At 65.0% G+C, this 21692-nt stretch carries 18 protein-coding genes; 14 read left to right on the plus strand and 4 right to left on the minus strand.

The window, feature by feature from the left end:
• Nucleotides 1-168: 168 nt before the first annotated feature.
• From acnA to PAN31108_RS08000, 4 genes are all read left to right on the plus strand, one after another.
• A complete protein-coding gene (gene acnA, locus PAN31108_RS07985) occupies nucleotides 169-2877 on the plus strand; it encodes an aconitate hydratase AcnA (RefSeq protein ID WP_150668344.1) in 2709 nt (902 codons plus the stop codon).
• A gap of 216 nt (nucleotides 2878-3093) precedes the next feature.
• Nucleotides 3094-4590: a DNA-3-methyladenine glycosylase 2 family protein gene (locus PAN31108_RS07990; RefSeq protein ID WP_150668508.1), complete on the plus strand. Its 1497-nt coding sequence runs from the start codon at nucleotides 3094-3096 to the stop codon at nucleotides 4588-4590.
• Entirely contained in the window at nucleotides 4587-5168 is a 582-nt protein-coding gene (locus PAN31108_RS07995; RefSeq protein ID WP_150668345.1) for a methylated-DNA--[protein]-cysteine S-methyltransferase, read from the plus strand. Before PAN31108_RS07990 ends, PAN31108_RS07995 begins: the two co-directional genes overlap by 4 nt.
• Nucleotides 5169-5324: 156 nt before the next feature.
• The gene (locus tag PAN31108_RS08000) at nucleotides 5325-6503 is read left to right on the plus strand and encodes a DUF2863 family protein (RefSeq protein ID WP_150668346.1); all 1179 of its coding nucleotides are present in this window, start codon (nucleotides 5325-5327) and stop codon (nucleotides 6501-6503) included.
• Nucleotides 6504-6623: 120 nt separating this feature from the next.
• Here the strand turns inward: PAN31108_RS08000 and trmB are convergent, their stop codons facing one another.
• Nucleotides 6624-7322, minus strand: coding sequence for a tRNA (guanine(46)-N(7))-methyltransferase TrmB (gene trmB / locus PAN31108_RS08005; RefSeq protein WP_150668347.1), 699 nt, complete (start codon nucleotides 7320-7322; stop codon nucleotides 6624-6626).
• A gap of 513 nt (nucleotides 7323-7835) precedes the next feature.
• Here trmB and PAN31108_RS08010 point away from each other — a divergent pair.
• The gene (locus PAN31108_RS08010) at nucleotides 7836-8483 is read left to right on the plus strand and encodes a BspC domain-containing protein (RefSeq protein WP_150668348.1); all 648 of its coding nucleotides are present in this window, start codon (nucleotides 7836-7838) and stop codon (nucleotides 8481-8483) included.
• A gap of 165 nt (nucleotides 8484-8648) precedes the next feature.
• Here PAN31108_RS08010 and PAN31108_RS08015 read toward each other — a convergent pair whose 3' ends face one another.
• Together PAN31108_RS08015 and yaaA are read right to left on the minus strand one after the other, a co-directional pair.
• Nucleotides 8649-9797, minus strand: a complete 1149-nt coding sequence (locus PAN31108_RS08015) for a M14 family metallopeptidase (protein WP_150668349.1) — start codon at nucleotides 9795-9797, stop codon at nucleotides 8649-8651.
• Between the two features lie 66 nt (nucleotides 9798-9863).
• Complete coding sequence (gene yaaA / locus PAN31108_RS08020; protein ID WP_150668350.1) at nucleotides 9864-10643, minus strand: peroxide stress protein YaaA; 780 nt, start codon at nucleotides 10641-10643, stop codon at nucleotides 9864-9866.
• Between the two features lie 58 nt (nucleotides 10644-10701).
• Here yaaA and PAN31108_RS08025 point away from each other — a divergent pair, with 58 nt between their 5' ends.
• On the plus strand, nucleotides 10702-11217 hold the full coding sequence (locus PAN31108_RS08025) for a putative toxin-antitoxin system toxin component, PIN family (protein WP_150668351.1): 516 nt from the start codon (nucleotides 10702-10704) through the stop codon (nucleotides 11215-11217).
• A gap of 307 nt (nucleotides 11218-11524) precedes the next feature.
• Nucleotides 11525-12712, plus strand: coding sequence for a pyridoxal phosphate-dependent aminotransferase (locus PAN31108_RS08030; protein WP_150668352.1), 1188 nt, complete (start codon nucleotides 11525-11527; stop codon nucleotides 12710-12712).
• Between the two features lie 102 nt (nucleotides 12713-12814).
• Here the strand turns inward: PAN31108_RS08030 and PAN31108_RS08035 are convergent, their stop codons facing one another.
• Nucleotides 12815-13471 (minus strand): glutathione S-transferase family protein, encoded by a 657-nt coding sequence (locus PAN31108_RS08035; RefSeq protein WP_150668353.1) that lies wholly within the window; start codon nucleotides 13469-13471, stop codon nucleotides 12815-12817.
• Nucleotides 13472-14014: 543 nt separating this feature from the next.
• Between PAN31108_RS08035 and PAN31108_RS08040 the strand changes: the two genes are divergently transcribed.
• From PAN31108_RS08040 to PAN31108_RS08070, 7 genes are all read left to right on the plus strand, one after another.
• Nucleotides 14015-15490, plus strand: a complete 1476-nt coding sequence (locus PAN31108_RS08040; RefSeq protein WP_370819600.1) for a 3-hydroxyacyl-CoA dehydrogenase — start codon at nucleotides 14015-14017, stop codon at nucleotides 15488-15490.
• Nucleotides 15491-15505: 15 nt separating this feature from the next.
• Nucleotides 15506-16285, plus strand: a complete 780-nt coding sequence (locus PAN31108_RS08045) for an oxepin-CoA hydrolase, alternative type (protein WP_150668354.1) — start codon at nucleotides 15506-15508, stop codon at nucleotides 16283-16285.
• Nucleotides 16286-16440: 155 nt separating this feature from the next.
• On the plus strand, nucleotides 16441-17157 hold the full coding sequence (locus tag PAN31108_RS08050) for a histidine phosphatase family protein (protein WP_174994905.1): 717 nt from the start codon (nucleotides 16441-16443) through the stop codon (nucleotides 17155-17157).
• 278 nt (nucleotides 17158-17435) lie between these two features.
• On the plus strand, nucleotides 17436-18536 hold the full coding sequence (locus PAN31108_RS08055) for a phosphotransferase (RefSeq protein WP_150668356.1): 1101 nt from the start codon (nucleotides 17436-17438) through the stop codon (nucleotides 18534-18536).
• Nucleotides 18537-18661: 125 nt separating this feature from the next.
• A complete protein-coding gene (locus PAN31108_RS08060; protein WP_150668357.1) occupies nucleotides 18662-19897 on the plus strand; it encodes an acyl-CoA dehydrogenase family protein in 1236 nt (411 codons plus the stop codon).
• A gap of 412 nt (nucleotides 19898-20309) precedes the next feature.
• Entirely contained in the window at nucleotides 20310-21002 is a 693-nt protein-coding gene (locus PAN31108_RS08065; protein WP_150668358.1) for a glutathione binding-like protein, read from the plus strand.
• Nucleotides 21003-21272: 270 nt separating this feature from the next.
• Nucleotides 21273-21608 carry a YegP family protein gene (locus PAN31108_RS08070; RefSeq protein WP_150668359.1) on the plus strand — a complete coding sequence of 112 codons (336 nt, stop codon included), beginning with the start codon at nucleotides 21273-21275 and terminating at the stop codon, nucleotides 21606-21608.
• Nucleotides 21609-21692: the final 84 nt, after the last annotated feature.

Here is a 21692-nt window from a genome sequence, read left to right on the forward strand (position 1 = left end):
CGGTATGTTGATACGCCGAACGTTCGGCGTCCGGGTATCGCAGCGAGCACTCACGCAGGTGCTCGCGCCATACCGCCCCCGTGAATCGCATTAAGCCGTACCTAATCGCTCCACCCTGCTACACCGCATCAACACGCTTTGTTTTTCTGTATCACTCAAGGAAAGATCATGGCCCACAACCTCCACAAAACGCTCAAAGAGTTCAAGCTCGGCGGTAACAAGAAAGGCAAGTTCTACTCGCTGCCCCAACTGGGCAAAGCCCTGGGTGTGGACGTCGACCGCCTGCCGGTGTCGATCCGTCTCGTGCTCGAGTCCGTGCTGCGCAATTGCGACGGCAAGAAAGTGACCGAGGAACACGTCGCCCAGTTGGCCAACTGGAAGCCGAACGCCGAGCGCACCGACGAGATCCCGTTCGTCGTCGCCCGCGTCGTGCTGCAGGACTTCACGGGCGTGCCGCTGCTCGCCGACCTGGCCGCCATGCGCAACGTCGCAGAGCGTCAGGGCGCGAACCCGAAGCGCATCGAACCGCTCGTGCCCGTGGATCTCGTGGTCGACCACTCGGTCACGATCGATCACTTCCGCGAGAAGAAGGCGCTCGATCTGAACATGAAGCTGGAATTTCAGCGCAACAACGAGCGCTACCAGTTCATGAAGTGGGGGATGCAGGCATTCGACACGTTCGGTGTCGTGCAGCCGGGCTACGGCATCGTTCACCAGGTCAACCTCGAATACCTGGCTCGCGGCGTGCACAAGAAAGACGACGTGTACTACCCGGACACCCTGGTGGGCACGGACAGCCACACGACCATGATCAATGGTATCGGCGTGGTGGGCTGGGGCGTGGGCGGCATCGAAGCCGAAGCCGGCATGCTGGGTCAACCGGTGTACTTCCTCACGCCCGATGTCGTCGGCGTGGAACTGACGGGCCGTCTGCGCGAAGGCGTGACCGCCACCGATCTGGTGCTGACGATCACGGAAATGCTGCGCCGCGAGAAGGTCGTCGGCAAGTTCGTCGAGTTCTTCGGCGAAGGCACGTCGAGCCTCGCGCTGCCGGACCGTGCCACCATCGCCAACATGGCCCCGGAATACGGCGCCACGATGGGCTTTTTCCCGGTCGACGAAAAGACCATCGATTACTTCGAGGGCACCGGCCGCACCAAGGACGAAATCAAAGCGTTCGAGTCGTATTTCAAGGCGCAGAACCTGTTCGGCGTGCCGAAGACGGACAGCATCGATTACACGAAGACGCTCAAGCTGGATCTGGGCACCGTGGCACCGTCGCTGGCCGGTCCGAAGCGTCCGCAGGACCGCATCGAAATCGGCAACGTGAAGGCCACGTTCCAGGACCTGTTCACCAAGCCGGTCGCAGAAAACGGCTTCAACCTCACCAAAGAACAGCTCGAAACCACGTACAAGACGGCAGGCGGCATCGACGTGCGCAACGGCGACGTGCTGATCGCGGCCATTACGTCTTGCACGAACACGTCGAACCCGAGCGTGCTGCTTGCCGCCGGTCTGCTCGCGAAGAAGGCCGTGGAAGCCGGTCTGACGGTCGCGCCGCACATCAAGACATCGCTCGCCCCGGGAAGCCGCGTGGTGACCGAATATCTGGAAGCCGCTGGCCTGCTGCCGTACCTCGAGAAACTCGGCTTCGGCGTGACGGCCTACGGCTGCACGACGTGTATCGGTAACGCCGGCGATCTGACGGCCGAACTGAACGAGACGATCACGAAGAACGACATGGTGGCTGCCGCCGTGCTCTCGGGCAACCGCAACTTCGAAGCGCGGATTCACCCGAACATTCGCGCCAACTTCCTGGCCTCGCCCCCGCTGGTCGTGGCTTACGCCATCGCCGGCAACGTGACGCGCGACCTGATGACCGAGCCGGTCGGCAAGGGCAAGGGCGGCCGCGAAATCTTCCTCGGCGATATCTGGCCAACCAGCGAAGAGATCCACAAGCTGATGAAGTTCGCCATGAACGCCAAGGTGTTCAAGGCCAACTACGACTCGGTCAAGGAACCGAGCCCGCTGTGGGCGAAGGTCAAAGGCTCGAAGGGTCAGGTCTACGATTGGCCGACGTCGACGTACATCGCCGAGCCGCCGTTCTTCGACGGTTTCGCGATGGCACCGAACGCCGACATCAAGCCGATTCAGGGCGCACGTGCACTGGGCGTGTTCGGTGACTCGGTCACGACCGACCACATCAGCCCGGCAGGCTCGATCAAGGAGACGTCGCCCGCCGGCAAGTGGCTGCTCGAAAACGGCGTACTCAAGGCCGATTTCAACAGCTACGGCTCGCGTCGCGGCAACCACGAAGTGATGATGCGCGGCACGTTCGCAAACGTGCGCATCAAGAACCTCATGATCCCGGCGAAGGCCGACGGCTCGCGTGTGGAAGGCGGCCTGACGATTCACCAGCCGAGCGGCGAACAACTGTCGATTTACGACGCCGCCATGAAGTATGTCGGCGAAGGTACCCCGACGGTGGTGTTCGGCGGCGAAGAGTACGGCACGGGTTCGTCGCGCGACTGGGCGGCCAAGGGCACGCAGTTGCTGGGCGTGAAGGCGGTCATCACCCGTTCGTTCGAACGCATCCACCGCTCGAACCTCGTCGGCATGGGCGTGCTGCCCCTGCAATTCAAGGGCTCGGACAGCGTGGAATCGCTCGGCATCACGGGCGAAGAAACGTACGACATCGAAGGTCTGACGGCCGACATCAAGCCGCAACAGGATGTCACGCTGGTGATCCATCGCAAGAACGGCGAAACGCAGAAAGTGCAGGTCCTGCTGCGTATCGATACGCCGATCGAAGTGGATTACTACAAGCACGGCGGGATTCTGCCGTTCGTGCTGCGCCAACTGCTCGCCGCTGCCTGAGTCCGGCAGACGACGTCACGCGGTCGTTGTGCCGCCGGTTGATGGATTTCGTCCTCCGGCGGCACGCGAAACCCGGCCTTGGTGCCGGGTTTTGTTTTTGTGGCGCGGCGTGATCCCACGCGCCATCACGCCCTTGTCGTGTCCGAAAATGGCTAGCCGGACGTCCGTCACGCGCGTAGAGTGGCGTCCATGTTCCCCTGCACGGCCCACCTGCCCATGACGCTCGATCCGGAAGTCTGCTACAAAGCCGTCTCGGCCCGCGACCGACGCTTCGACGGCTGGTTCTTCGTCGGCGTCTCGTCGACCGGCATCTATTGCCGCCCTGTCTGCAACGTTCGCACGCCGCGCTTCGAGAACTGCTCGTTCTACGGCAGCGCCGCCGCCGCAGAAAAGGCCGGCTACCGACCCTGCCTGAAATGCCGCCCCGAACTCGCCCCCGGCGGCGCGCGCTTCGACGCCTCCCGAGAACTCGCCGACGCCGCGGCCGCCATGATCGACGAAGGGTTCCTGAACCACGCCGCCCTGCCCGATCTCGCCGCCCGCATCGGCATCACCGAGCGACACCTGCGACGCATCTTTGCCGAGGAATTCGGCGTCTCTCCCGTCGAATACGCGCAAACGCAACGTCTGCTGCTTGCAAAACGCCTGCTGACCGATACGGCCCTGCCCGTGACGGAAGTCGCGCTTGCATCGGGGTTCGGCAGCGTCCGGCGCTTTAACGGCCTGTTCAAGTCGCGTTACGGCTTCGCGCCGGGACGGCTGCGCCCGGGCGCGCACAACGCCCGCATCGCCGCGCTGCCCGACGGCGACCTGGTGTTCCAGCTCGCCTACCGTCCGCCCTTCGCATGGCACGCCTTGCTCGATTTCCTTGGCGAGCGCGCCATCGAGGGCGTCGAGCGACGTGAGGGCGATGTCTACACCCGCACACTGAGCATCGAGCGGCAAGACGGCCAGATCATCGTCGGCTGGTGCCGCGTCACGCCGATGCCCGATCGCCACGCCCTGCAAGTCACGCTGCCCCCTGCGCTCGCGGGCAGCGTACCGCAGGTGCTGGGCAAGCTGCGTCATCTGTTCGATCTGGGCGCCCGTCCCGACGTCATCGACGCCCACCTCGGCTCCCTCGCTCACGCCACCCCCGGCTTGCGCGTGCCCGGCGCCGTCGACGGCTTCGAGATCGCCGTGCGCGCCATCGTCGGCCAGCAAATCACCGTCAAGGGCGCACGACGCCTGCTCGGACGACTCGCGCAGCGCTTCGGCACGGCACTTCCCTGCCCCGTACACGGGCTCACACACACGTTCCCAAGCGCTGCCCAAATGCTCGCCGTACCGGTCGACGCGCTCGGTGAAGCCGGTATCATTCGAAGCCGTATCGCCGCCATTCACGGTGTTGCGCAAGCCGTCGTCGAGGCCCGGCTGCGGCTCGATCCGCTCGCGCCGATGGAGGCGACGATGGCGTCGCTGCTCGCCATCCGGGGCATCGGGCCGTGGACGGCGCAATACATCGCCATGCGCGCGCTCGGATCGCCCGACGCGATGCCCGTGGACGATCTGGTGCTGCGCCAGGCGCTCGGCGTTTCCGACGGGCGCGCAGTGACGGCACGCGCCGCCCGGTGGGCGCCATGGCGGGCGTACGCCGCGCTCCATATCTGGCGCGCGGCGGCACAAGGCCCGGCAGGCCGGCAGGTCGAGACTTTGCAGGAGGTGTTTTCATGACCCGTATCACGCCCGTCACCCGCTACGAGACGTTTTACGAGAGTCCGCTGGGCCAGATGTTGCTCGTCGCCGACGGCGACGCGCTGACCGGCGTCTATTTCTCGCAACAGAAGTATTTCCCCCAAGACGGGGACGTGCGCCGCGACGGCGAGGGCGTCGCCGTGCTGACGGCCGCCAAACAGCAGCTCGACGAGTATTTCCACGAGGGACGCCGTCTGTTCGAACTGGCGCTTGCCCCGGACGGCACGCCTTTCCAGAAACGCGTCTGGGACGCGCTTTGCCGCATCCCTTTCGGCGAGACACGCAGCTACGGCGACCTCGCCCACGCGCTGGGCGACGCCAACAAGTCGCGTGCCGTCGGCGCCGCCAACGGGCGGAATCCGATAACGATCATCGTGCCGTGTCACCGCGTCATCGGCGCCGACGGCACGCTCACGGGCTACGCCAGCGGCGTGCAACGCAAGCTCGCCCTGCTCTCGCTCGAAGGCGCGGCGCGCTCTGCCGTCGAAGGCGCAAGTGCCGCGACGACGCGCCATACGCGGCTCTGCGCCCCGGCGAATCTGGCTTTCGACTTCTGATCCGCCCCCCTTCGCCGGGTCCCGCAGGGCTTGCCTGACGGCAATCGGCGGGACCGGCCGGCGACAGGCGTGGACGCGATTGGTGAGGGCGTCCCATCTATCGCGTCCACGCATGCCGTACAATCGTGAGTTCATGTGTTTCTGCTTTGCACGACTATGCGCTCACGCACCGCCAAACGACTGACCCCCGACGCCGAAAAGCTGGTCGGCCACGCGCTCGCGCTGGCCGCCTCCGGTAGCCGCATTGAAGACCGCTTCTGGGAAGCCCAGCTCGACACGTTGCTCACGCGCGTGCTGCGCACGGGCAACCAACCGGCCATCGACACCGCCCTCGACCATCTGCAGGCCAACCACAGCGAAGCCTATGGTGCGCTTGCCGATCTGATCGAGTCGCAAAGCGAATCCGCCGAGCCCGAGGCGGACGATCAGGTCTGGGACGGCCTGCTCGTCGCCATCCCCATTCTCGCGTGGACGCGTTACGCGATTCCCTCGGGTCCGGTGAAATCCGACGCCCTGATGCCCGTTCGCGCGCATCTGCACGCCCACGTGCTGGCCGAGTCGGCCCGCGTGGCGATTTCGCCCTACCTCTACAGCATCGACCAGCTCCCGCGCACGCACTGCGAATCGTGGAAGGTCACGCAGCAACTCGTGCAGGCCGCCGTCAGCAACGCCGACGTGAAGCAGCCCGGCAGCGACCTGCCGGAAACCGCACCGATCCTCGCCGATCCGCGTTTCCTGCTCGCCGCCGTGACCGTGCCCAAGGGCGCCCCGATGTTCCGCTGGCAGGAAGACGGCGCACGCCACGCAGAACGCGGTCAATGCCAGGAGGCATGGTCCGCGCAAGGTGGCCCGAATCTGAATGCGCTGCTGCCCGGCTGCGAGATCGAATGCCTGCTGCCCGACGCCTACTACGCGAGTTGCCGCGAAGCCGACGAACGCATTCGTCCGCACACGATTCGCACGGCATTGCGTTATCTGGAAGACGTGCTCACGCTCACGCCCACGGAACTGCGCGCCGTCGTCGCCGGCTTCGGTGAGCAGAATATCGACGAGTACCGCATCGGCTTCACGCAGCGCGGCAGCAATGACGTGATCTACGGTGTCGTGTGGCCGCTGTACGGCCGCGAGAACGGCGAAGTCGAGGGCGGCGCGCTCGACGAAGTCACCGATTTGCTCAAGGCGTGCGGCGTGACCGACATTCGCAAACATCCGGGACGCTTCGACCCCGAGTATTGCGACGATTGCGGTGTACCGCTCTATCCGGACCCGGTGGGCGAAGTCGTTCACGCGGAAATGCCGGAAGACGCCGAGCCGAACCGTCCGCACTTCCACTGATCGCACCGATCGCCGCGTCGGCACCGCAAGGCGCACCCTCGGCCTTGGGCGCACGCCGCCCGGCCGATCGTGCGGGGAGATACCGGATTTGCACGGCCTGCCGCGCGAGCATCGAGGGCTTCATCGGGGCGGCAGCGTGACCACGCACCGATGCAGCCCGTGCCCCGACGCCAGATACTTGCGCTCGAAGGGCGTCATGGGTTCTGCAACGGGTTCGACACCCGCCGGCGCCGCCCACACCTCGACGTGGGGTTGCACGCCGCTCAGCCACGTGACCGCCAGCGCGAATTCGTCGATATAGACACCCCAATTGCTGCGGCACTCCAGCACGCCCCCCAGCGCGACGACCGTTGGGAACACCGCATGCGCATGCCAGCGACGCGCCAGCTGGCCGATCTTCGGCCACGGATTCGGGTAAAGGATGTAATGGCGCACAGGACGAATACCGGCGTCGTAAAGCTGCCGCCAGAAGTCGACGAGATCGGCGCGCACCCATACGAAATTCTCGGGCCATACGTCGCCCCACCAATCTTTGCCACGTACGATACGGCTCTCCGACTGATCGATGCCGATCACGAAATGATCGGGGAACTGTGTGGCGAGACGCAGTGTGCTCTCCCCGACGCCGCACCCCGCATCGATGATCAGCGGCGCGCCGCCGGCATCGCGCCACGCTGCGATGGCAGCGTCGAACGCTGCGGCGCTATAAGCGGCGAGCGGCTTGCGGAAGGTGGCGTCGCGATGACGTGCGACGCGCTCTGCGAGTTTATCGTGCGGGCCGGTTTGGGCACTGGCCACCGTGCGTGAATTTGCAAACATACCGAAGCGTAACAACAAGAGACGATCTGACGCGATGCGCAAATGTGCATCGCATGAACCGCGTGAAATAGCGCGAATTACGCCGTTATTCGAACGATTGCGTGATCGCCTCGGATGACACAATGCGCGCCCTGTCACCGCATGACGCACGCTTTGCCCATGAATCGCGAGCGTCGATCGCGCAACGTTTGCGCGATCGATACCGTCTCGAGCGGGGCGCGAATCGCGGTGAAACACCGCGCAGACAGGGCCGCATTGTAGCGCGCTGTAACTTTCATGAAGCACGCTGTTACGTCTGCGGGCTTACCCGGCGGGCGTGAGCGGCATTTTTTCGGTTAAGATGGATGCCGCTTCGCCGCTGTCTTTCGAAATGCGGTCAAGCTTCTTCGCGAGCGGTGTATGCGAGCGATTCGTGAATCGAGTCGTCGCATGCCCGCATTGCTCTGCAATGCTCAGGGCCGGTTCATGCGAACAGCCTGAACGGTCTGTCAGACCCCGAGATTACGTCAAGCAATGTCGAATCGATTTTTTCAACGCGCCGCAGGCGTCGTGATGCGAGCCGTGCGCCAGGTCGCCGGCATCGCCGCGGTCGCCGCGCCGCTCTGCCTGTCGGCCTTCACGGCTCCGGCACAGGCTTTCACGCTCGAACAGCATCGTGCACTCGTCGAGCAATTCATCAACACGCGTCATGCGGATCCGCTGGTGGCCGATTGCGCTGCGCACGCAAGCTTCGTCGTCGCCACACTGCCCGGTTATGAAAGCGTCGAGTACGCAGAGACGGCGCTCGATCCCGAGCACGCGAAGGTTTCGCCGTGGAATGGTCCGTTCGACGATCGCAAGCAACGTGTCGACGTCACGCAGATGGTCGAACTCGACGGCGTCGGCAAGCGCACGTCGGGCCAGACGGACAACATCCATATTCGCTGCGGTTACGCCGATGGCCGAATGATGGGCTTCGACTATACGTCGCCGCTCTCGCAGGTCGAGCAGCCCGTGAAGCGCGCCACGCGTGGCAACACGCGCGGCAAGGCATCTCACGCGACGGCGAAGTCAGGCAAGCGCGGCACGACGGCCAAATCGTCGGGCAGCAAGTCGTCTGCGAAGTCCTCGCCCTCGAAGTCGAGCACCGCGAAGAAGAGCACGACGAAAAAGAAGAACTGATCTCCGAACGGTCGTCTGCCTTTGGTCGGCACAGAGCATGATGCGTTGTGCGTTGTGCGTTGTGCGTTGTGCGTCCGTGCGTGCGCGGTTGCGCAGGCAGGCGCCGTCACGCGCGATGCCTGCATTACGGCATCGACCGGATGCGCGACCGGCGTCCGGCGACGCTCAAGCCTGGTCGGCCTGCACCTGCGCCCAGATGGCGGCGAGCATCGACGCGCCCAGCGCAGCGCTTCGTGCGCCACTCCATCCGACTTGCGGATCGGGGCGGTTCGCGTTGTCCTTGAACGGCATTTCGAGCGTGAGCGAGAGGCATCCGAAGCGATGCGCGATCCACTTCGAGGCGAGCTTGAGCGACTCCGGGCCATGCTTGCCCGGCGGATAGCCGAACTTGTCCTGAAAGTCGAGGCTCGCCGCTTTCAGGCGGCCACCGAAAGCCTTCTCGCGCGCGAGCACCGTGTCGGAGCCCCACTCGACACCGTCGTTGCCTGCGAGGAAGACGTAGGGCAGCGCCTCGTCGCCGTGGATGTCGAAGAACATGTCGCAGCCGGTCGCCTCGATGGCGGCCCGCACGTGGTAGACCTCGGGGCTGCGCACCGGATCGGGCTCGGCCCATTCGCGATTGAGGTTCGCCCCCGTCGCATTGGTGCGCAGGTTGCCGCGCGACGCCCCATCGGGGTTCATGTTCGGCACGACATAGAACACTGCGTCGTCGAGCAGAGCCGGCGCAAGCGGATCGCCCGCCCAGTCGCCCGCACCGAGCAGACGACGCAGCATGCCTTCGACGAACCACTCGGCCATCGTCTCCCCCGGGTGCTGACGCGCGATCACCCAGATGCGACGCTTGCCGGCACGCGGCTCGCCCACGGTAAGCAGCGTCATGTCGCGACCGTCGACGGTCTGCCCCAGCGAGCGCGAACTCACCAGCGGCGAATTCTGTGCCGTGCCGAGCAACGCCAGATGACGGTCCTCGCTATACGGCTCGAAGTATGCGAGGTACACGCTGTCGTGCGCGGGAGTGAAGGCCACCGTCATGATCTGTCCGTCGTACGACGTCGGCACGCGAAACCACGTCACGCGATCGTAGGACGCCACAGCACGGTAGTTCTCCCAGCCTCGCGGATACGAGGTCTGACCGGCGTTGTCGAACACGATGCGGCACGGCTCGCCGCGCACACCCTGCACGCGGAAATGGAACCACTGGGCGAACTCGGCGGCGCCGTCCTGCGCGATGCGAACGTGAATGTCGTCGGCGCGCTCGGCGCTCACGACCTGAATGGCGCCGCTGTCGAACTGGCTACTGATGTGAACGGTCATGACGGGTCTCGCTGGCGAAAAGGAACCGCCCCGGGACGTTGCGCCGGGGCTATGGATTGGCTGGCGTCAGGCCACGCGTCGACGGAAGACCCACAGCGAATCGTTGGAGACACTGTCGTCGAACGCATACCCTTCGGTATCGAACGCCTTGAGTTGCTGCACGTCCGTCACGCCGCGCTCGATGGCGTAGCGCGCCATCAGGCCGCGCGCACGTTTGGCGTAAAAGCTGATGATCTTGTACTTGCCGCTCTTCCAGTCCTCGAACACCGGCGTGATCACGGGCGCTTCGACCAGACGGCGTTTGACGACCTTGAAGTACTCCTCCGACGCCAGATTCACGAGCACGCGACGCGCATCGGCATGCTCGGCGAGCGACGCATTGATCGTTTGCGTCACGCGCTCGCCCCAGAAGGCGTAAAGATCGCGACCGCGCTTGTTCGCGAAACGCGTACCCATCTCGAGACGATACGGCTGAAGCAGATCGAGCGGGCGCAGCACGCCGTAAAGCCCCGACAGAATGCGCAGATGCTTTTGCGCGAAATCGAGTTGCCTGGCGTTGAGCGTGCGGGCGGAGAGGCCCTCATAGACGTCGCCGTTAAAAGCGAGAACGGCTTGCTTGGCGTTGGTCGTGTCGAAGCGCGGCGACCATTCGGCGTAGCGCGTGGCGTTGAGTGCGGCGAGCTGGTCGGAGATGCTCATGAGCGAGCCGACCTGCGCAGGGCTCAGTTCGCGCAGGCCCTCGATCAGTTCGGCAGCGTCGTCCACGAACTGGGGCACGGTGTGCGTGCTCACGTGAGGCGGCGTTTCGTAGTCGAGCGATTTGGCCGGCGAGAGAACAATTATCATATCGGGTGCAGCGTTCCTGCTTGAACAAGAAACTATCGAGAAACCGTCATTCTATCCAATGCTTCAAAACGCTGTCGCCACGCCCGCCGAACGGGCCTTCGCAGAACATCTCGACACCCTCGCCACGCCGCCGCGCGTGGTGCTCGACACCAACGTCTGGATCGACCTGCTGGTGTTCGACGACCCGGTGGCGCGCCCGGTGCGCGATGCCCTCGTCGAGCGTCGTCTCACCGCTTTGATGGCCCCGCGCTGCCGCGACGAACTGGCCGTCGTACTGACCTACCCGCAGTTCGCATCGCGTGACATCGACCGCGATGCCGCGCTGGCGTGGGTCGACACGCACACGCACCGCATCGTCGTCCCGGAAAACGCCGCACCGCCCGCGCAACTGCCGCTGTGTCGCGACCGCGACGACCAGAAGTTTCTCGAAGCCGCACGCGACGGCCACGCGCACTGGCTCGTCAGCAAAGACAAAGCGGTACTCAAGCTGCGTAGCCGCGTGGCGCGCCAGTTCGGCTTCCGGATCGTGACGGCGAGCGCTTTCACGTCGCTGCTCGTCGTTGCCGGACGCTAGCGAGTGTCGGCGAGTGTCGGCGGGTGACGGCGAGTGTCTGCGGGTGGCGGCGGGTGACGGCGAGTGTCTGCGGGTGGCGGCGGGTGGCGGCGGTGCCTGAGGCAACGGCGCGAGAGGGTATGCGGCGTCGTGGACGAGGCAATGGGCACGGCGGTGAGCGGGATACGTCCGAAAGCGAAATAAGAAAATGCCGACGGACATGCGCGCCGACGTCCGAAATCGCAGAGGCGGCGGCGATGGGCGGCCCGCAACGGCGGCTCGACGGCGTTAGAATGGCGACCTGATCACTGCATCGTCCACCCCAAAAATGAACGCGCCTCACACTGGATCCACCACGCCTGCGCTGGTTGCCCCGCCGCTCGCGTCGCGTCTGCCGAACGTCGGCACCACCATTTTTACCGTGATGTCGGCCCTGGCGGCCGAGAAGCAGGCGGTGAATCTGGGTCAGGGATTCCCCGATTTCCCGTGCGATCCGAAGATCGTCGACGCGGTCGCGCGTGCCATGCGCGAAGACCACAACCAGTATCCGCCGATGGCCGGTGTGCCGGCCTTGCGTCAGGTCATTGCGGACAAGATCGGCAAACTCTACGGCCAACAGTACGACTGGAACACGGAAATCACGGTGACGGCCGGGGCCACGCAGGCATTGCTGACCGCCATTCTCGCGAGCGTGCATCCGGGCGACGAAGTGATCGTGTTCGAGCCGACCTACGACAGCTACGTCCCATCGATCGAACTGGCCGGCGGCAAGCCGGTCTTCATCACGCTCGAAGCCCCGGCATTCCGTATTCCGTTCGATAAGCTGGCGGCGGCCATCACACCGCGCACGCGCCTGATCCTCTTCAACACACCGCACAATCCCAGCGGCACCGTGTGGCATGAACAGGACCTCGCGAAGCTGGCGGAGATCGTGGCGGGCACGGACATTCTGCTGATCTCGGACGAGGTCTACGAACACATGGTGTATGACGGCAAGCGTCACGAGAGCGTGGCGCGGCACCCGGAACTCGCGCGCCGCAGTTTCATCGTGTCGAGCTTCGGCAAGACCTATCACGTGACGGGCTGGAAGGTCGGCTTCGTCGCGGCGCCTGCGGCGCTGTCCGCCGAGTTCCGCAAAGTGCATCAGTTCAACGTGTTCACGGTGAACACGCCGATGCAGGTCGGTCTGGCCGATTACATGCGCGACCCGACACCGTATCTGGGGCTCTCGGGCTTTTACCAGAAGAAGCGCGACCTGTTCCGCGAAGGGCTGGCAGGCACCCGCTTCAAGTTGCTGCCATGTGAAGGGACCTACTTCCAGTGCGTGGATTACAGCGCGATCAGCGACATGAGCGAGGCCGACTTCGCACTTTGGCTCACGGGCGAGATCGGCGTCGCGGCGATTCCGGTCTCGGCGTTCTACCACGAGCCGCACGAGTCGGGCGTGGTGCGGTTTTGCTTCGCCAAGCAGGACGACACCCTGCGCGAAGCGCTGGCGCGGCTCGCGAAGGTCTGACCGGGGTTCGCGTGACAGACGCAGCCGCCACCTGCGCCTGGCCGCCGGACGATTCCTCCGACGTGAGTCGATGCCGATATGCCCGAATCGATATCGCGCGACTCAACCCGCCTTCTTCGCCTGCTGCGCTTGCTGGTAAGCCTTTTGTTCGGCGCGCATGCGCCGGAACGACTCACGCTCCGACAGCATCTTGCCGTAGGCCTTCCAGTCGATGCCCTCAGCGTTCAGGAAATCTTCACCGTACACCGCTTGCGTGGCCATGCCGAGGATCGGCAGATGAATGCCCGCGGCGATATCGACCATCGTGAAGGTTTCCCCGGCCACGAATGGCGCGAACCTCGCAATTCGCTTGAACGCCACAATGTTCCGGCGCAGCAACTTCTCGGTGCGGTTGCGTGTGCCCTCGGACACCGTGCCACCGAAGAACGCCTGCGCGTAGATTTCGCGCACCACCAACTCCAGATGCAACTCCACGACCGTGAGCAGTTCGCGCTCTTTGGCGTGCCGCCACGGATCGGCCGAGAACAGCGCCGGCGTCGGATGCGTTGTCTCGAGGAAATCGCAGATCACCTGCGATTCGGCCAGAAAACCGCTTTCCGTTTGCAGATACGGCACCTTGCCCAGCGGTGAGCATTGCAGCAACGGTTCATCCTGACAGGGAAGGGATTCGGACGCTTCGAAGGGCAACCCCTTCTCGTACAACACCACCTTCACTTTGTTGTAATAGTTGCTGACCGGAAAGCCGTACAGCTTCAACATGATGTCCCCCATGTAAGTGAGCCGGCGCTTGCCGTCCAGTCGGTGACCAACTGACCTGCGCCGGGGGTACCGAAAGTGTACCGTCACTGCACAACGGTTCGTGAGCGGAATTCAACCGTCGGCGTCCCGAATTCCGCTGGCCGGGCAAGTGAGCGCAACGATATCGGCCATCGACGTCGACCGCTCAGCGGAACAATCGCTGGCAACGACGCACAGATCGGCGACAATAGCCGCAACGCGGTTTGGGCATCGGTTTGCATCGCGTCACGACTCGGCAGGAAATTCATTTCCCGACCGACCGGTCGGACGATAGAATGACGATTCAAGTATGCGCCGCCGGCCCGACGCTTCGGGCCTCGTGCTGCGATGCGCCCCTTGCGAAGCCTCGCGCACCGTCAAAAACGATACCGATCGACGACCATCGACACCCATTTCGAGACACTCCGAATGACTGCATCCCCCTCCTCAGCAGCCCCCGCCCCTGCGGCACCGAACGCGTCCGGCCTCGCCATCGAAGTCCTGGGTATCGTCGGCGCGGGCGCCATGGGCCGTGGCATCACCCAGATCGCCGCACAGGCCGGTCTGCACGTGAAGCTGTACGACACCAATGCCAAGGCCGTACAAGCGGCGCTGGAGGCCCTGCGCGACACGTTGGACAAGCTCGCGGCAAAGGGCAAGATCGACGCATCGAGTGTCGAGGCGACGATGGGCCGTTTGCAGGCCTGCCATGCGCTGGAGGATCTGGCGGACTGTCAGTTGGTCGTGGAAGCCATCGTCGAAAAACTCGACATCAAGCGCGACCTGTTCCGCGCGCTCGAGGGCATCGTCGCCGCCGACGCGATTCTGGCGTCGAACACGTCGTCGCTGTCGATCACGGCCATTGCCGCCGCGTGCGAGCGTCCCGAACGCGTGGCCGGCTATCACTTCTTCAATCCGGTGCCGCTCATGAAGGTGGTCGAAGTCATCGACGGCCTGCGCACCGACCGGGAAGTCGGCGACGCCCTGCTCGCGCTCGGCGAGCGCATGGGCCACACGGCCGTGCGCTGCAAGGACATGCCCGGCTTCATCGTGAACCACGCGGGGCGCGGCATGAACACCGAGGGGCTTCGCGTGGCGAGCGAAGGCATTGCGAGCTTCGCCGACATCGACCGCATCCTGCGCGAGCAGGCGGGCTTTCGTCTGGGCACCTTCGAACTGCTCGATCTCACTGCGCTCGACGTCTCGCATCCGGTGATGGAGTCGATCTATCACCAGTTCTACGAAGAAGCGCGCTTCCGTCCGTCACCGATCACCGCCGTGCGCTTTGCCGGCGGGTTGCTGGGCCGCAAGGTCGGTGAGGGCTTCTATCGTTATGTCGACGGCAAGCAGCAAGTGCCGCCCGAAGCGCCGGCGCCGGACACCCTGCCGGCAAGCGTCTGGGTGAGCCGTGCCGACACCCGCGGTTTTGCCGCCGTGGTCGAACGGCTCGGTGCGACGGGCGTGCCCCTCGAAAGCGGCGACAAACCGTCCGAGACGGCGCTCATCGTCGTCACGCCGCTCGGTCTGGACGCGACGACCTGTGCCGTCGAGCAGGGCCTCGACGCCACGCGCACCGTCGCCGTCGATACGCTGTTGCCGCTCGCCGGCGCGAAGCGCCACACGCTCATGACCACACCGGTCACAACGACGAACGCCCGCAACGCCGCCCACGCGTTGTTCGCCCATGACGGCACGCCGGTGACGGTGATCCGCGACTCGGCCGGCTTCGTCGCACAACGCGTGATCGCCACGATCGTGAACATCGGCGCCGATATCGCGCAGCAGCGCATCGCCACGCCGGGCGACATCGACCGCGCGGTCACGCTCGGCCTCGGCTACCCCAAGGGTCCGCTCGCACTGGGCGACGCCGTCGGCGCGCGTCAACTGCTCACGGTGCTGCGCAACCTGCAATCGTTCTACGGCGACCCGCGTTACCGCCCCTCGCCGTGGCTCACGCGCCGCGCGCAGCTCGGCGTGTCGTTGCTTACCGAAGAATCGTGATCCGGAGATCCGCCCATGGCCGCTGAACTGCTCGCCGAACGCGTCGACCACACCCTGGTATTGACGATATCCAATCCCGGCGCCCGCAACGCCCTGCATCCGGACATGTATGCCGCCGGTGTCGAAGCGCTGGCGACCGCCGAGCGCGATGCGTCGATACGCGCCGTGGTGCTCACCGGCGCCGACAACTTTTTCTGCGCCGGCGGCAACCTGAACCGTCTGCTGGAGAACCGTCGGAAGGATCCGTCCGTGCAGGCGGCCAGCATCGATGCGCTGGCCGAATGGATCGAAGCGCTGCGCGCCTGCCCGAAGCCGATCATTGCCGCCGTCGAGGGCGCGGCGGCCGGGGCCGGCTTTTCGCTGGCGCTGGCGTGCGACCTGCTCGTGGCGGCCGACAACGCGAAGTTCGTGATGGCGTATGTCAAGGTCGGCCTGACGCCAGACGGCGGCGGCTCGTGGTTCCTGTCGCAGGCGTTGCCCCGCCCGCTCGCCACGGAAATCCTGCTCGAGGGCAAGCCGGTAGCGGCCGCACGTCTGGCCACGGCCGGACTCGTCAATCGCGTGGTCGCGCCGGGACAGGCGCGCGCCGAAGCCTTGAACTGGGCGACGGATCTCGCGCAGCTTTCGCCGAATGCGGTGGGTCGCATCAAGTCGCTCATCGAGAGCGGCGCGAGCGAGACGCTGACGTCGCAACTCGGCGCGGAGCGCGACAGCTTCGTCGCTTCGCTCCATCATTCGGACGGGCTGGAAGGAATCAGCGCCTTCCTCGAAAAACGTCCGGCAAAATACACCTGATCGCGTGACAGCCGCACGGCGCACCTGATGCGCCGGCGTGCGTCGCCAGTCAAGGCCCTGCCCGCCGCACTCGAACCGACTGCGGCAATCGATCGGGAGATTTCCGTATGAGTTCGTTCGGCCACCTCGCCAACCTAGGTTCCACGTCCGGCCCGTTGACGTTCACGCCGCCGGGGCGTCGCCGCCTCTATCTGATGCGCCACGGGGACGTCACCTATTTCGACGACAGCGGTACACCGATCGATGCCGACGCCGTCTCGCTCAACGAACTCGGCCGCGCGCAAGCCAGCGCCGCCGGCCGCGCCTTCGCGGCGGAAAAGCTCCACTTCGACCGCGTGATCGTGAGCGGCTTGCCGCGCACGCGTGAGACGGCCGAGCGCGTGCTGGCGGAGACAGGGCAACAGATCGACATCGAGACGTGGACGTGCTGGCAGGAGATTCGTGCGGGCAGTGTGTCGGACCTGCCGCCAGCTGAGATGGCGCAGGCGTTCCTCGGCGCGTTCGATGGGCTGGTGCCGGAAGCGACCCGCTTTCTGAACGGCGAATCGGTGAGCGAACTGCTCGACCGTGTCGTCCCACCGCTGGCGGAGCTGCGCGCCGACAAGTCGTGGGACACGGTATTGCTGGTGTTGCATGGCGGCGTGAATCGCGCGATTCTCTCGCATGCCCTGCATCCGCGCGGCCGCCTTTTTCTCGGTCAGCTCGCGCAGGCCCCCGCGTGCATCAATGCGCTCGACGTGGGAGAAAAGCCGGAAGACTGGGTGGTGCGCCTCATGAACTTCGCACCGCCGCAGCCGCTGCACGTCAACAATCGGCTCACAGTCATGGAGAAGATTTTCGCGTCGTTCCTGCGTTCGCGGCAACCGCGCTGAATACCCCATCGGCGGCGCGAAGGCTACGTCGACCACGGTATCGAAAGCCGTATCGAAAGCCGTATCGACAGCGGTATCGACCTCGTGAAACCGAATGGAAGTCGCATCGACGACACGCTTTCGGTCCGGGCACCGTGCGCCAGGGCCGAAAGCGCAGCCTTCAGCGGCCACCACTTGTCACCATCGCTCACCATCGGCCACCATCGGCCACTGCGGGCCCCATAGCAAAACCACGAATTCGTCTCGATCAACGCAGCACCGGAAATGCAGGAGACAGCATGGCCGAGGAGCTTGTACAGGACTTTTCCGCATTTGCAGGCGAACGCGCCTTAGGCGATCGCATCCCCTTCGACGCCAACGCCCTGGCGCGCTGGCTCACCCTGCATGTCGACGGCTTCTCCGGGCCGCTCGCCATCACACAGTTCAATGGTGGCCAATCCAATCCGACCTACCGTCTGACGACACCTGCCGCCGCTTATGTGTTGCGCACCAAACCCGCGCCCGCGGCAAAGCTGCTCCCGTCCGCGCACGCCATCGAACGCGAGTACCGCGTGATGGACGCCCTGGCAAACACCGACGTGCCCGTTGCCCGCATGCGGGGGCTGTGCGAAGACGAAAGCGTGATCGGTCTCGCGTTCTACGTCATGGATTTCGTGGAGGGCCGCGTGCTGTGGGATCCTTCGCTGCCGGGCATGACGCCGGTGGCGCGCGGCGAGATTTATGACGAAATGAATCGCGTCATCGCGGCGCTGCATCGCGTCGACCATCGCGCCGTCGGCCTCGAATCGTACGGCAAACCGGGCGACTACATGGCCCGGCAGATTGCGCGATGGAGCCGGCAGTACCGCGCCTCGCAGACCACCCCCATCGAGGCGATGGACCGCCTCATCGACTGGTTGCCTGCGCGTCTGCCCACCGTCGTCGCCGACGCCCCCGAGCGCACGACGCTCGTCCACGGCGACTTCCGCCTCGACAACCTCATCTTCCATCCGAGCGAGCCGCGCGTGCTCGCCGTGCTCGACTGGGAGTTGTCGACACTGGGCGACCCGCTCGCCGACTTCAGCTATCACTGCATGGCGTGGCACGTCAGCCCCGGTGTATTCCGGGGCATTGCGGGGCTCGACTGGACATCGCTCGGCATTCCCGGCGAAGACGCCTATATCCGCCGATACAGCGAGCGCACCGGCATCGTCCCGCCTGCGCAGTGGCACTTCTACCTCGCGTACAACATGTTCCGCATCGCGGCGATCCTGCAAGGGATCATGAAACGCGTGGGCGACGGCACGGCGTCCAGTGCCCAGGCGCTGGACGCGGGACGACGCGCGCGCCCGATGGCCGAACTGGCGTGGGAGTACGCTCAGCGCGCCGAAGGGAAGTAAATCGCTGGGACGCGCAAACCGAATGGGCGGCATGAGTCATATTCGCCACATTCGCCACATTCGCAGCATCCCCCCGTCACGCATTTCGCCCCACAGGCACCCGGCAGTCAAGGAACGGAGACCTCATGGATTTCAGTTACAGCCCGAAAGTCGAAGCGTTGCGTGCGCGTCTGTCCGCATTCTTCGACGAGCACATCTTCCCGAACGAGCAACGCTATCTCGAAGAGATCGACATCGCCCGGCGCAACGGCAACGCCTGGCAGCCTTCGCCGGTCATCGAGCGTCTCAAGCCGCTGGCGCAACAAGCCGGGCTGTGGAACCTGTTCCTGCCGGATTCCGCACGCGGCGCAGGGCTGACCAACGTCGAATACGCCCCCTTGTGCGAAATCATGGGACAGGTGCCGTGGGCGCCGGAGGTCTTCAATTGCAACGCGCCCGACACCGGCAACATGGAAACGCTCGAGCGCTACGCCACCGACGCCCAAAAAGCGCAATGGCTCGAACCGCTGCTGCGCGGCGACATCCGGTCCGCCTTCCTGATGACGGAGCCGGACGTCGCGTCGAGCGACGCCACCAGCGTGCAATGCCGCATCCGACGAGAGGGCAACGACTACGTGGTCGATGGCCGCAAGTGGTGGTCGACGGGCGCGGGCGACCCGCGCTGTGCGCTCTATATCGTCATGGGCAAGACGGATCCGGACGCGCCGAAGCACGCGCAGCAGTCGATGATCCTGATTCCGGCGGATGCGAAAGGCGTCTCGCGGGTGCGCCCGCTTACGGTCTTCGGCTACGACGACGCGCCGCACGGACATATGGAGATCGTGCTCGACGAAGTGCGTGTGCCCGTCGGCAACATGCTGCTGGGCGAAGGGCGCGGCTTCGAGATCGCGCAGGGACGCCTCGGCCCCGGCCGCATCCACCATTGCATGCGGCTCATCGGACTGGCCGAACGCGCCCTCTCGCTGATGTGCCGTCGCACGCTCTCGCGCGAGGCTTTCGGCAAACCGATTGCGGCGCAGGGCGTCACGCGTGAGCGAATCGGTGAAGCGCGGTGCCTGATCGAGCAGGCGCGCCTGCTCACGCTCAAGGCCGCTTACATGATGGATACGGTCGGCAACAAGGCGGCACGCGCCGAGATTGCGATGATCAAGGTCGTCGCCCCGAACATGGCGTGTCAGGTGATCGACTGGGCGATTCAGGCGCATGGCGCAGCGGGGCTATCCGGGGACTTTCCGCTGGCCTACGCATACGCCAGCGCCCGTACGCTGCGCTTTGCCGACGGGCCGGACGAAGTGCATCGCAACGCCATCGCAAAGTTGGAGTTGGCGCAGTACGCCGCGAACACCGCCGAGAGTCATTGACCCGCGATGAGGCCGAGCGCGGCTTCGTCGGCCCCTTTCATCGGCCCCTTTCATCGGTCTCTTTCATCGGACCCTTGCATCGGCCCCTTGCATCGGCGCCGCGTCAAACCAGCGGAAAAGCCCCACCGGGCGGGGGCTGGCGGTATCGATCGCGCCCGGCTCGCGACTTGCGTCCGCCCAGACCCCATGCCCGGCAGAGAAAAACGTTCTGTGGTGTAATCTGCGAGCCGTTTTCTCCGGCGACGTGAGCGATTCGCACCCCCGGCGTGCTTCGTAGGCGTCATCATGTCGGGCGCCCTGCGGGATCGTGGCGGCGTCGGACATGGAATGACGTCGACCGGCGCTTCCGAACGATGAGCATCGTTCCCTGCCGTTCGCTGGCGTCCCCTAACGTTCCAACAAGGAGCCGCAATTGATTCAGGTCTACTCCTGGGCTACGCCCAATGGCCACAAGGTCCACATCATGCTCGAAGAGTGCGGGCTGGCCTACCACGCCCACGCCGTCGACATCGGTGCGGGCGACCAGTTCAAGGACGAATTTCTCGCGATCTCGCCGAACAACAAGATCCCGGCCATCGTCGACGAGGACGGCCCGGACGGCAAACCGATTTCCCTGTTCGAGTCGGGGGCGATCCTGCTGTATCTCGCCGGCAAGACCGGCCGCTTCCTGCCGGAAGACGTGCGCGGCAAGTACGAGACGCTCGAATGGCTGATGTTCCAGATGGGCGGTGTGGGCCCGATGCTCGGTCAGGCGCATCACTTCCGCATCTACGCCCCCGAGAAGATCGATTACGCGATCAAGCGCTACACCAACGAGGCACGGCGCCTGTACGGCGTGCTCGACAAGCGACTGGCTGACCACCCTTACGTCGCCGGCGACATGTACACCGTGGCGGATATCGCGATCTGGCCTTGGCTGCGCTCGTGGAAGAATCAGGGCGTGGAACTGTCGGACTTCCCGAACGTGCAGCAGTGGTTCGAAGCCATCGAGGCCCGTCCGGCGGTGCAACGCGGCATCAAGGTGCTCGCCGACGCCCGAAAGCCGATGCAGGACGACAAGGCACGCGAAATCCTGTTCGGCGCCACGCAGTACGCGCGCCGCTAAGGCAGGCGACAGGCCGTCCGTCCCTGTGGCGGCAATTCCTGAGCTGTGTGCCGCATGCCCTGCCGGACGGCCGTGAAGGCTACCGGCCACCCGCCGCCGTTCGGCAGGGCGTGGCGCAAAGTGGTTTACACTTCGAAACAAAGTGCGGTATCGCCGGATCGCGGGCGGTGCTAATCTAAACGCATTCTTCGACACGGCGCACGGGCCGTCGTCACCTTGCAGTTCGCAGTCCCTCGCCGCTGGCTTTTGGAAGATCCGGGAGATCCACATATGTCAGGCAAGTTCGAACTCAAGCGCAGCCCCAACGGTGAATTCCACTTTCACCTGCTGGCCGACAGCGGGCAGACCATCCTCTCCTCCGAGACATACAAGGCGCGCGCGTCTGCGCAGAACGGCATCGAGTCCGTTCGCAAGAATTCGGTCGAGGATCACCGGTTCGAGCGCAAGACGTCCACCTCCGGACGCCCCTACTTCGTGCTCAAGGCACGCAACGGAGAGATCATCGGCCAGAGCCAGATGTTCTCCACCGCCGAGCAAATGGAAGACGGGATCAAGCAGGTCAAGCGAGATGCGCCGGCGGCGTCGGTCAGCGATCTGTCGCATTGAGTACGGCATTGCACGGTCAAAGGCGGCGGCCCGCAAACCGGCCGTTCGCGCTCGCGCTATCGGGTACGCGGACAGGCCCGGGCC

This window comes from Pandoraea anhela (assembly GCF_902459655.1).
In the GTDB taxonomy this organism is placed as follows: Bacteria; Pseudomonadota; Gammaproteobacteria; order Burkholderiales; family Burkholderiaceae; genus Pandoraea; species Pandoraea anhela.

Bases quoted from the DNA above. Each gene is read 5' to 3' on its own strand.
- acnA (WP_150668344.1), top strand. From the start codon at position 169: ATGGCCCACAACCTCCACAAAACGCTCAAAGAGTTCAAGCTCGGCGGT.
- PAN31108_RS07990 (WP_150668508.1), top strand. From the start codon at position 3,094: ATGACGCTCGATCCGGAAGTCTGCTACAAAGCCGTCTCGGCCCGCGAC.
- PAN31108_RS07995 (WP_150668345.1), top strand. From the start codon at position 4,587: ATGACCCGTATCACGCCCGTCACCCGCTACGAGACGTTTTACGAGAGT.
- PAN31108_RS08000 (WP_150668346.1), top strand. From the start codon at position 5,325: ATGCGCTCACGCACCGCCAAACGACTGACCCCCGACGCCGAAAAGCTG.
- trmB (WP_150668347.1), bottom strand. From the start codon at position 7,322: ATGTTTGCAAATTCACGCACGGTGGCCAGTGCCCAAACCGGCCCGCAC.
- PAN31108_RS08010 (WP_150668348.1), top strand. From the start codon at position 7,836: ATGTCGAATCGATTTTTTCAACGCGCCGCAGGCGTCGTGATGCGAGCC.
- PAN31108_RS08015 (WP_150668349.1), bottom strand. From the start codon at position 9,797: ATGACCGTTCACATCAGTAGCCAGTTCGACAGCGGCGCCATTCAGGTC.
- yaaA (WP_150668350.1), bottom strand. From the start codon at position 10,643: ATGATAATTGTTCTCTCGCCGGCCAAATCGCTCGACTACGAAACGCCG.
- PAN31108_RS08025 (WP_150668351.1), top strand. From the start codon at position 10,702: ATGCTTCAAAACGCTGTCGCCACGCCCGCCGAACGGGCCTTCGCAGAA.
- PAN31108_RS08030 (WP_150668352.1), top strand. From the start codon at position 11,525: ATGAACGCGCCTCACACTGGATCCACCACGCCTGCGCTGGTTGCCCCG.
- PAN31108_RS08035 (WP_150668353.1), bottom strand. From the start codon at position 13,471: ATGTTGAAGCTGTACGGCTTTCCGGTCAGCAACTATTACAACAAAGTG.
- PAN31108_RS08040 (WP_370819600.1), top strand. From the start codon at position 14,015: ATGGGCCGTGGCATCACCCAGATCGCCGCACAGGCCGGTCTGCACGTG.
- PAN31108_RS08045 (WP_150668354.1), top strand. From the start codon at position 15,506: ATGGCCGCTGAACTGCTCGCCGAACGCGTCGACCACACCCTGGTATTG.
- PAN31108_RS08055 (WP_150668356.1), top strand. From the start codon at position 17,436: ATGGCCGAGGAGCTTGTACAGGACTTTTCCGCATTTGCAGGCGAACGC.
- PAN31108_RS08060 (WP_150668357.1), top strand. From the start codon at position 18,662: ATGGATTTCAGTTACAGCCCGAAAGTCGAAGCGTTGCGTGCGCGTCTG.
- PAN31108_RS08070 (WP_150668359.1), top strand. From the start codon at position 21,273: ATGTCAGGCAAGTTCGAACTCAAGCGCAGCCCCAACGGTGAATTCCAC.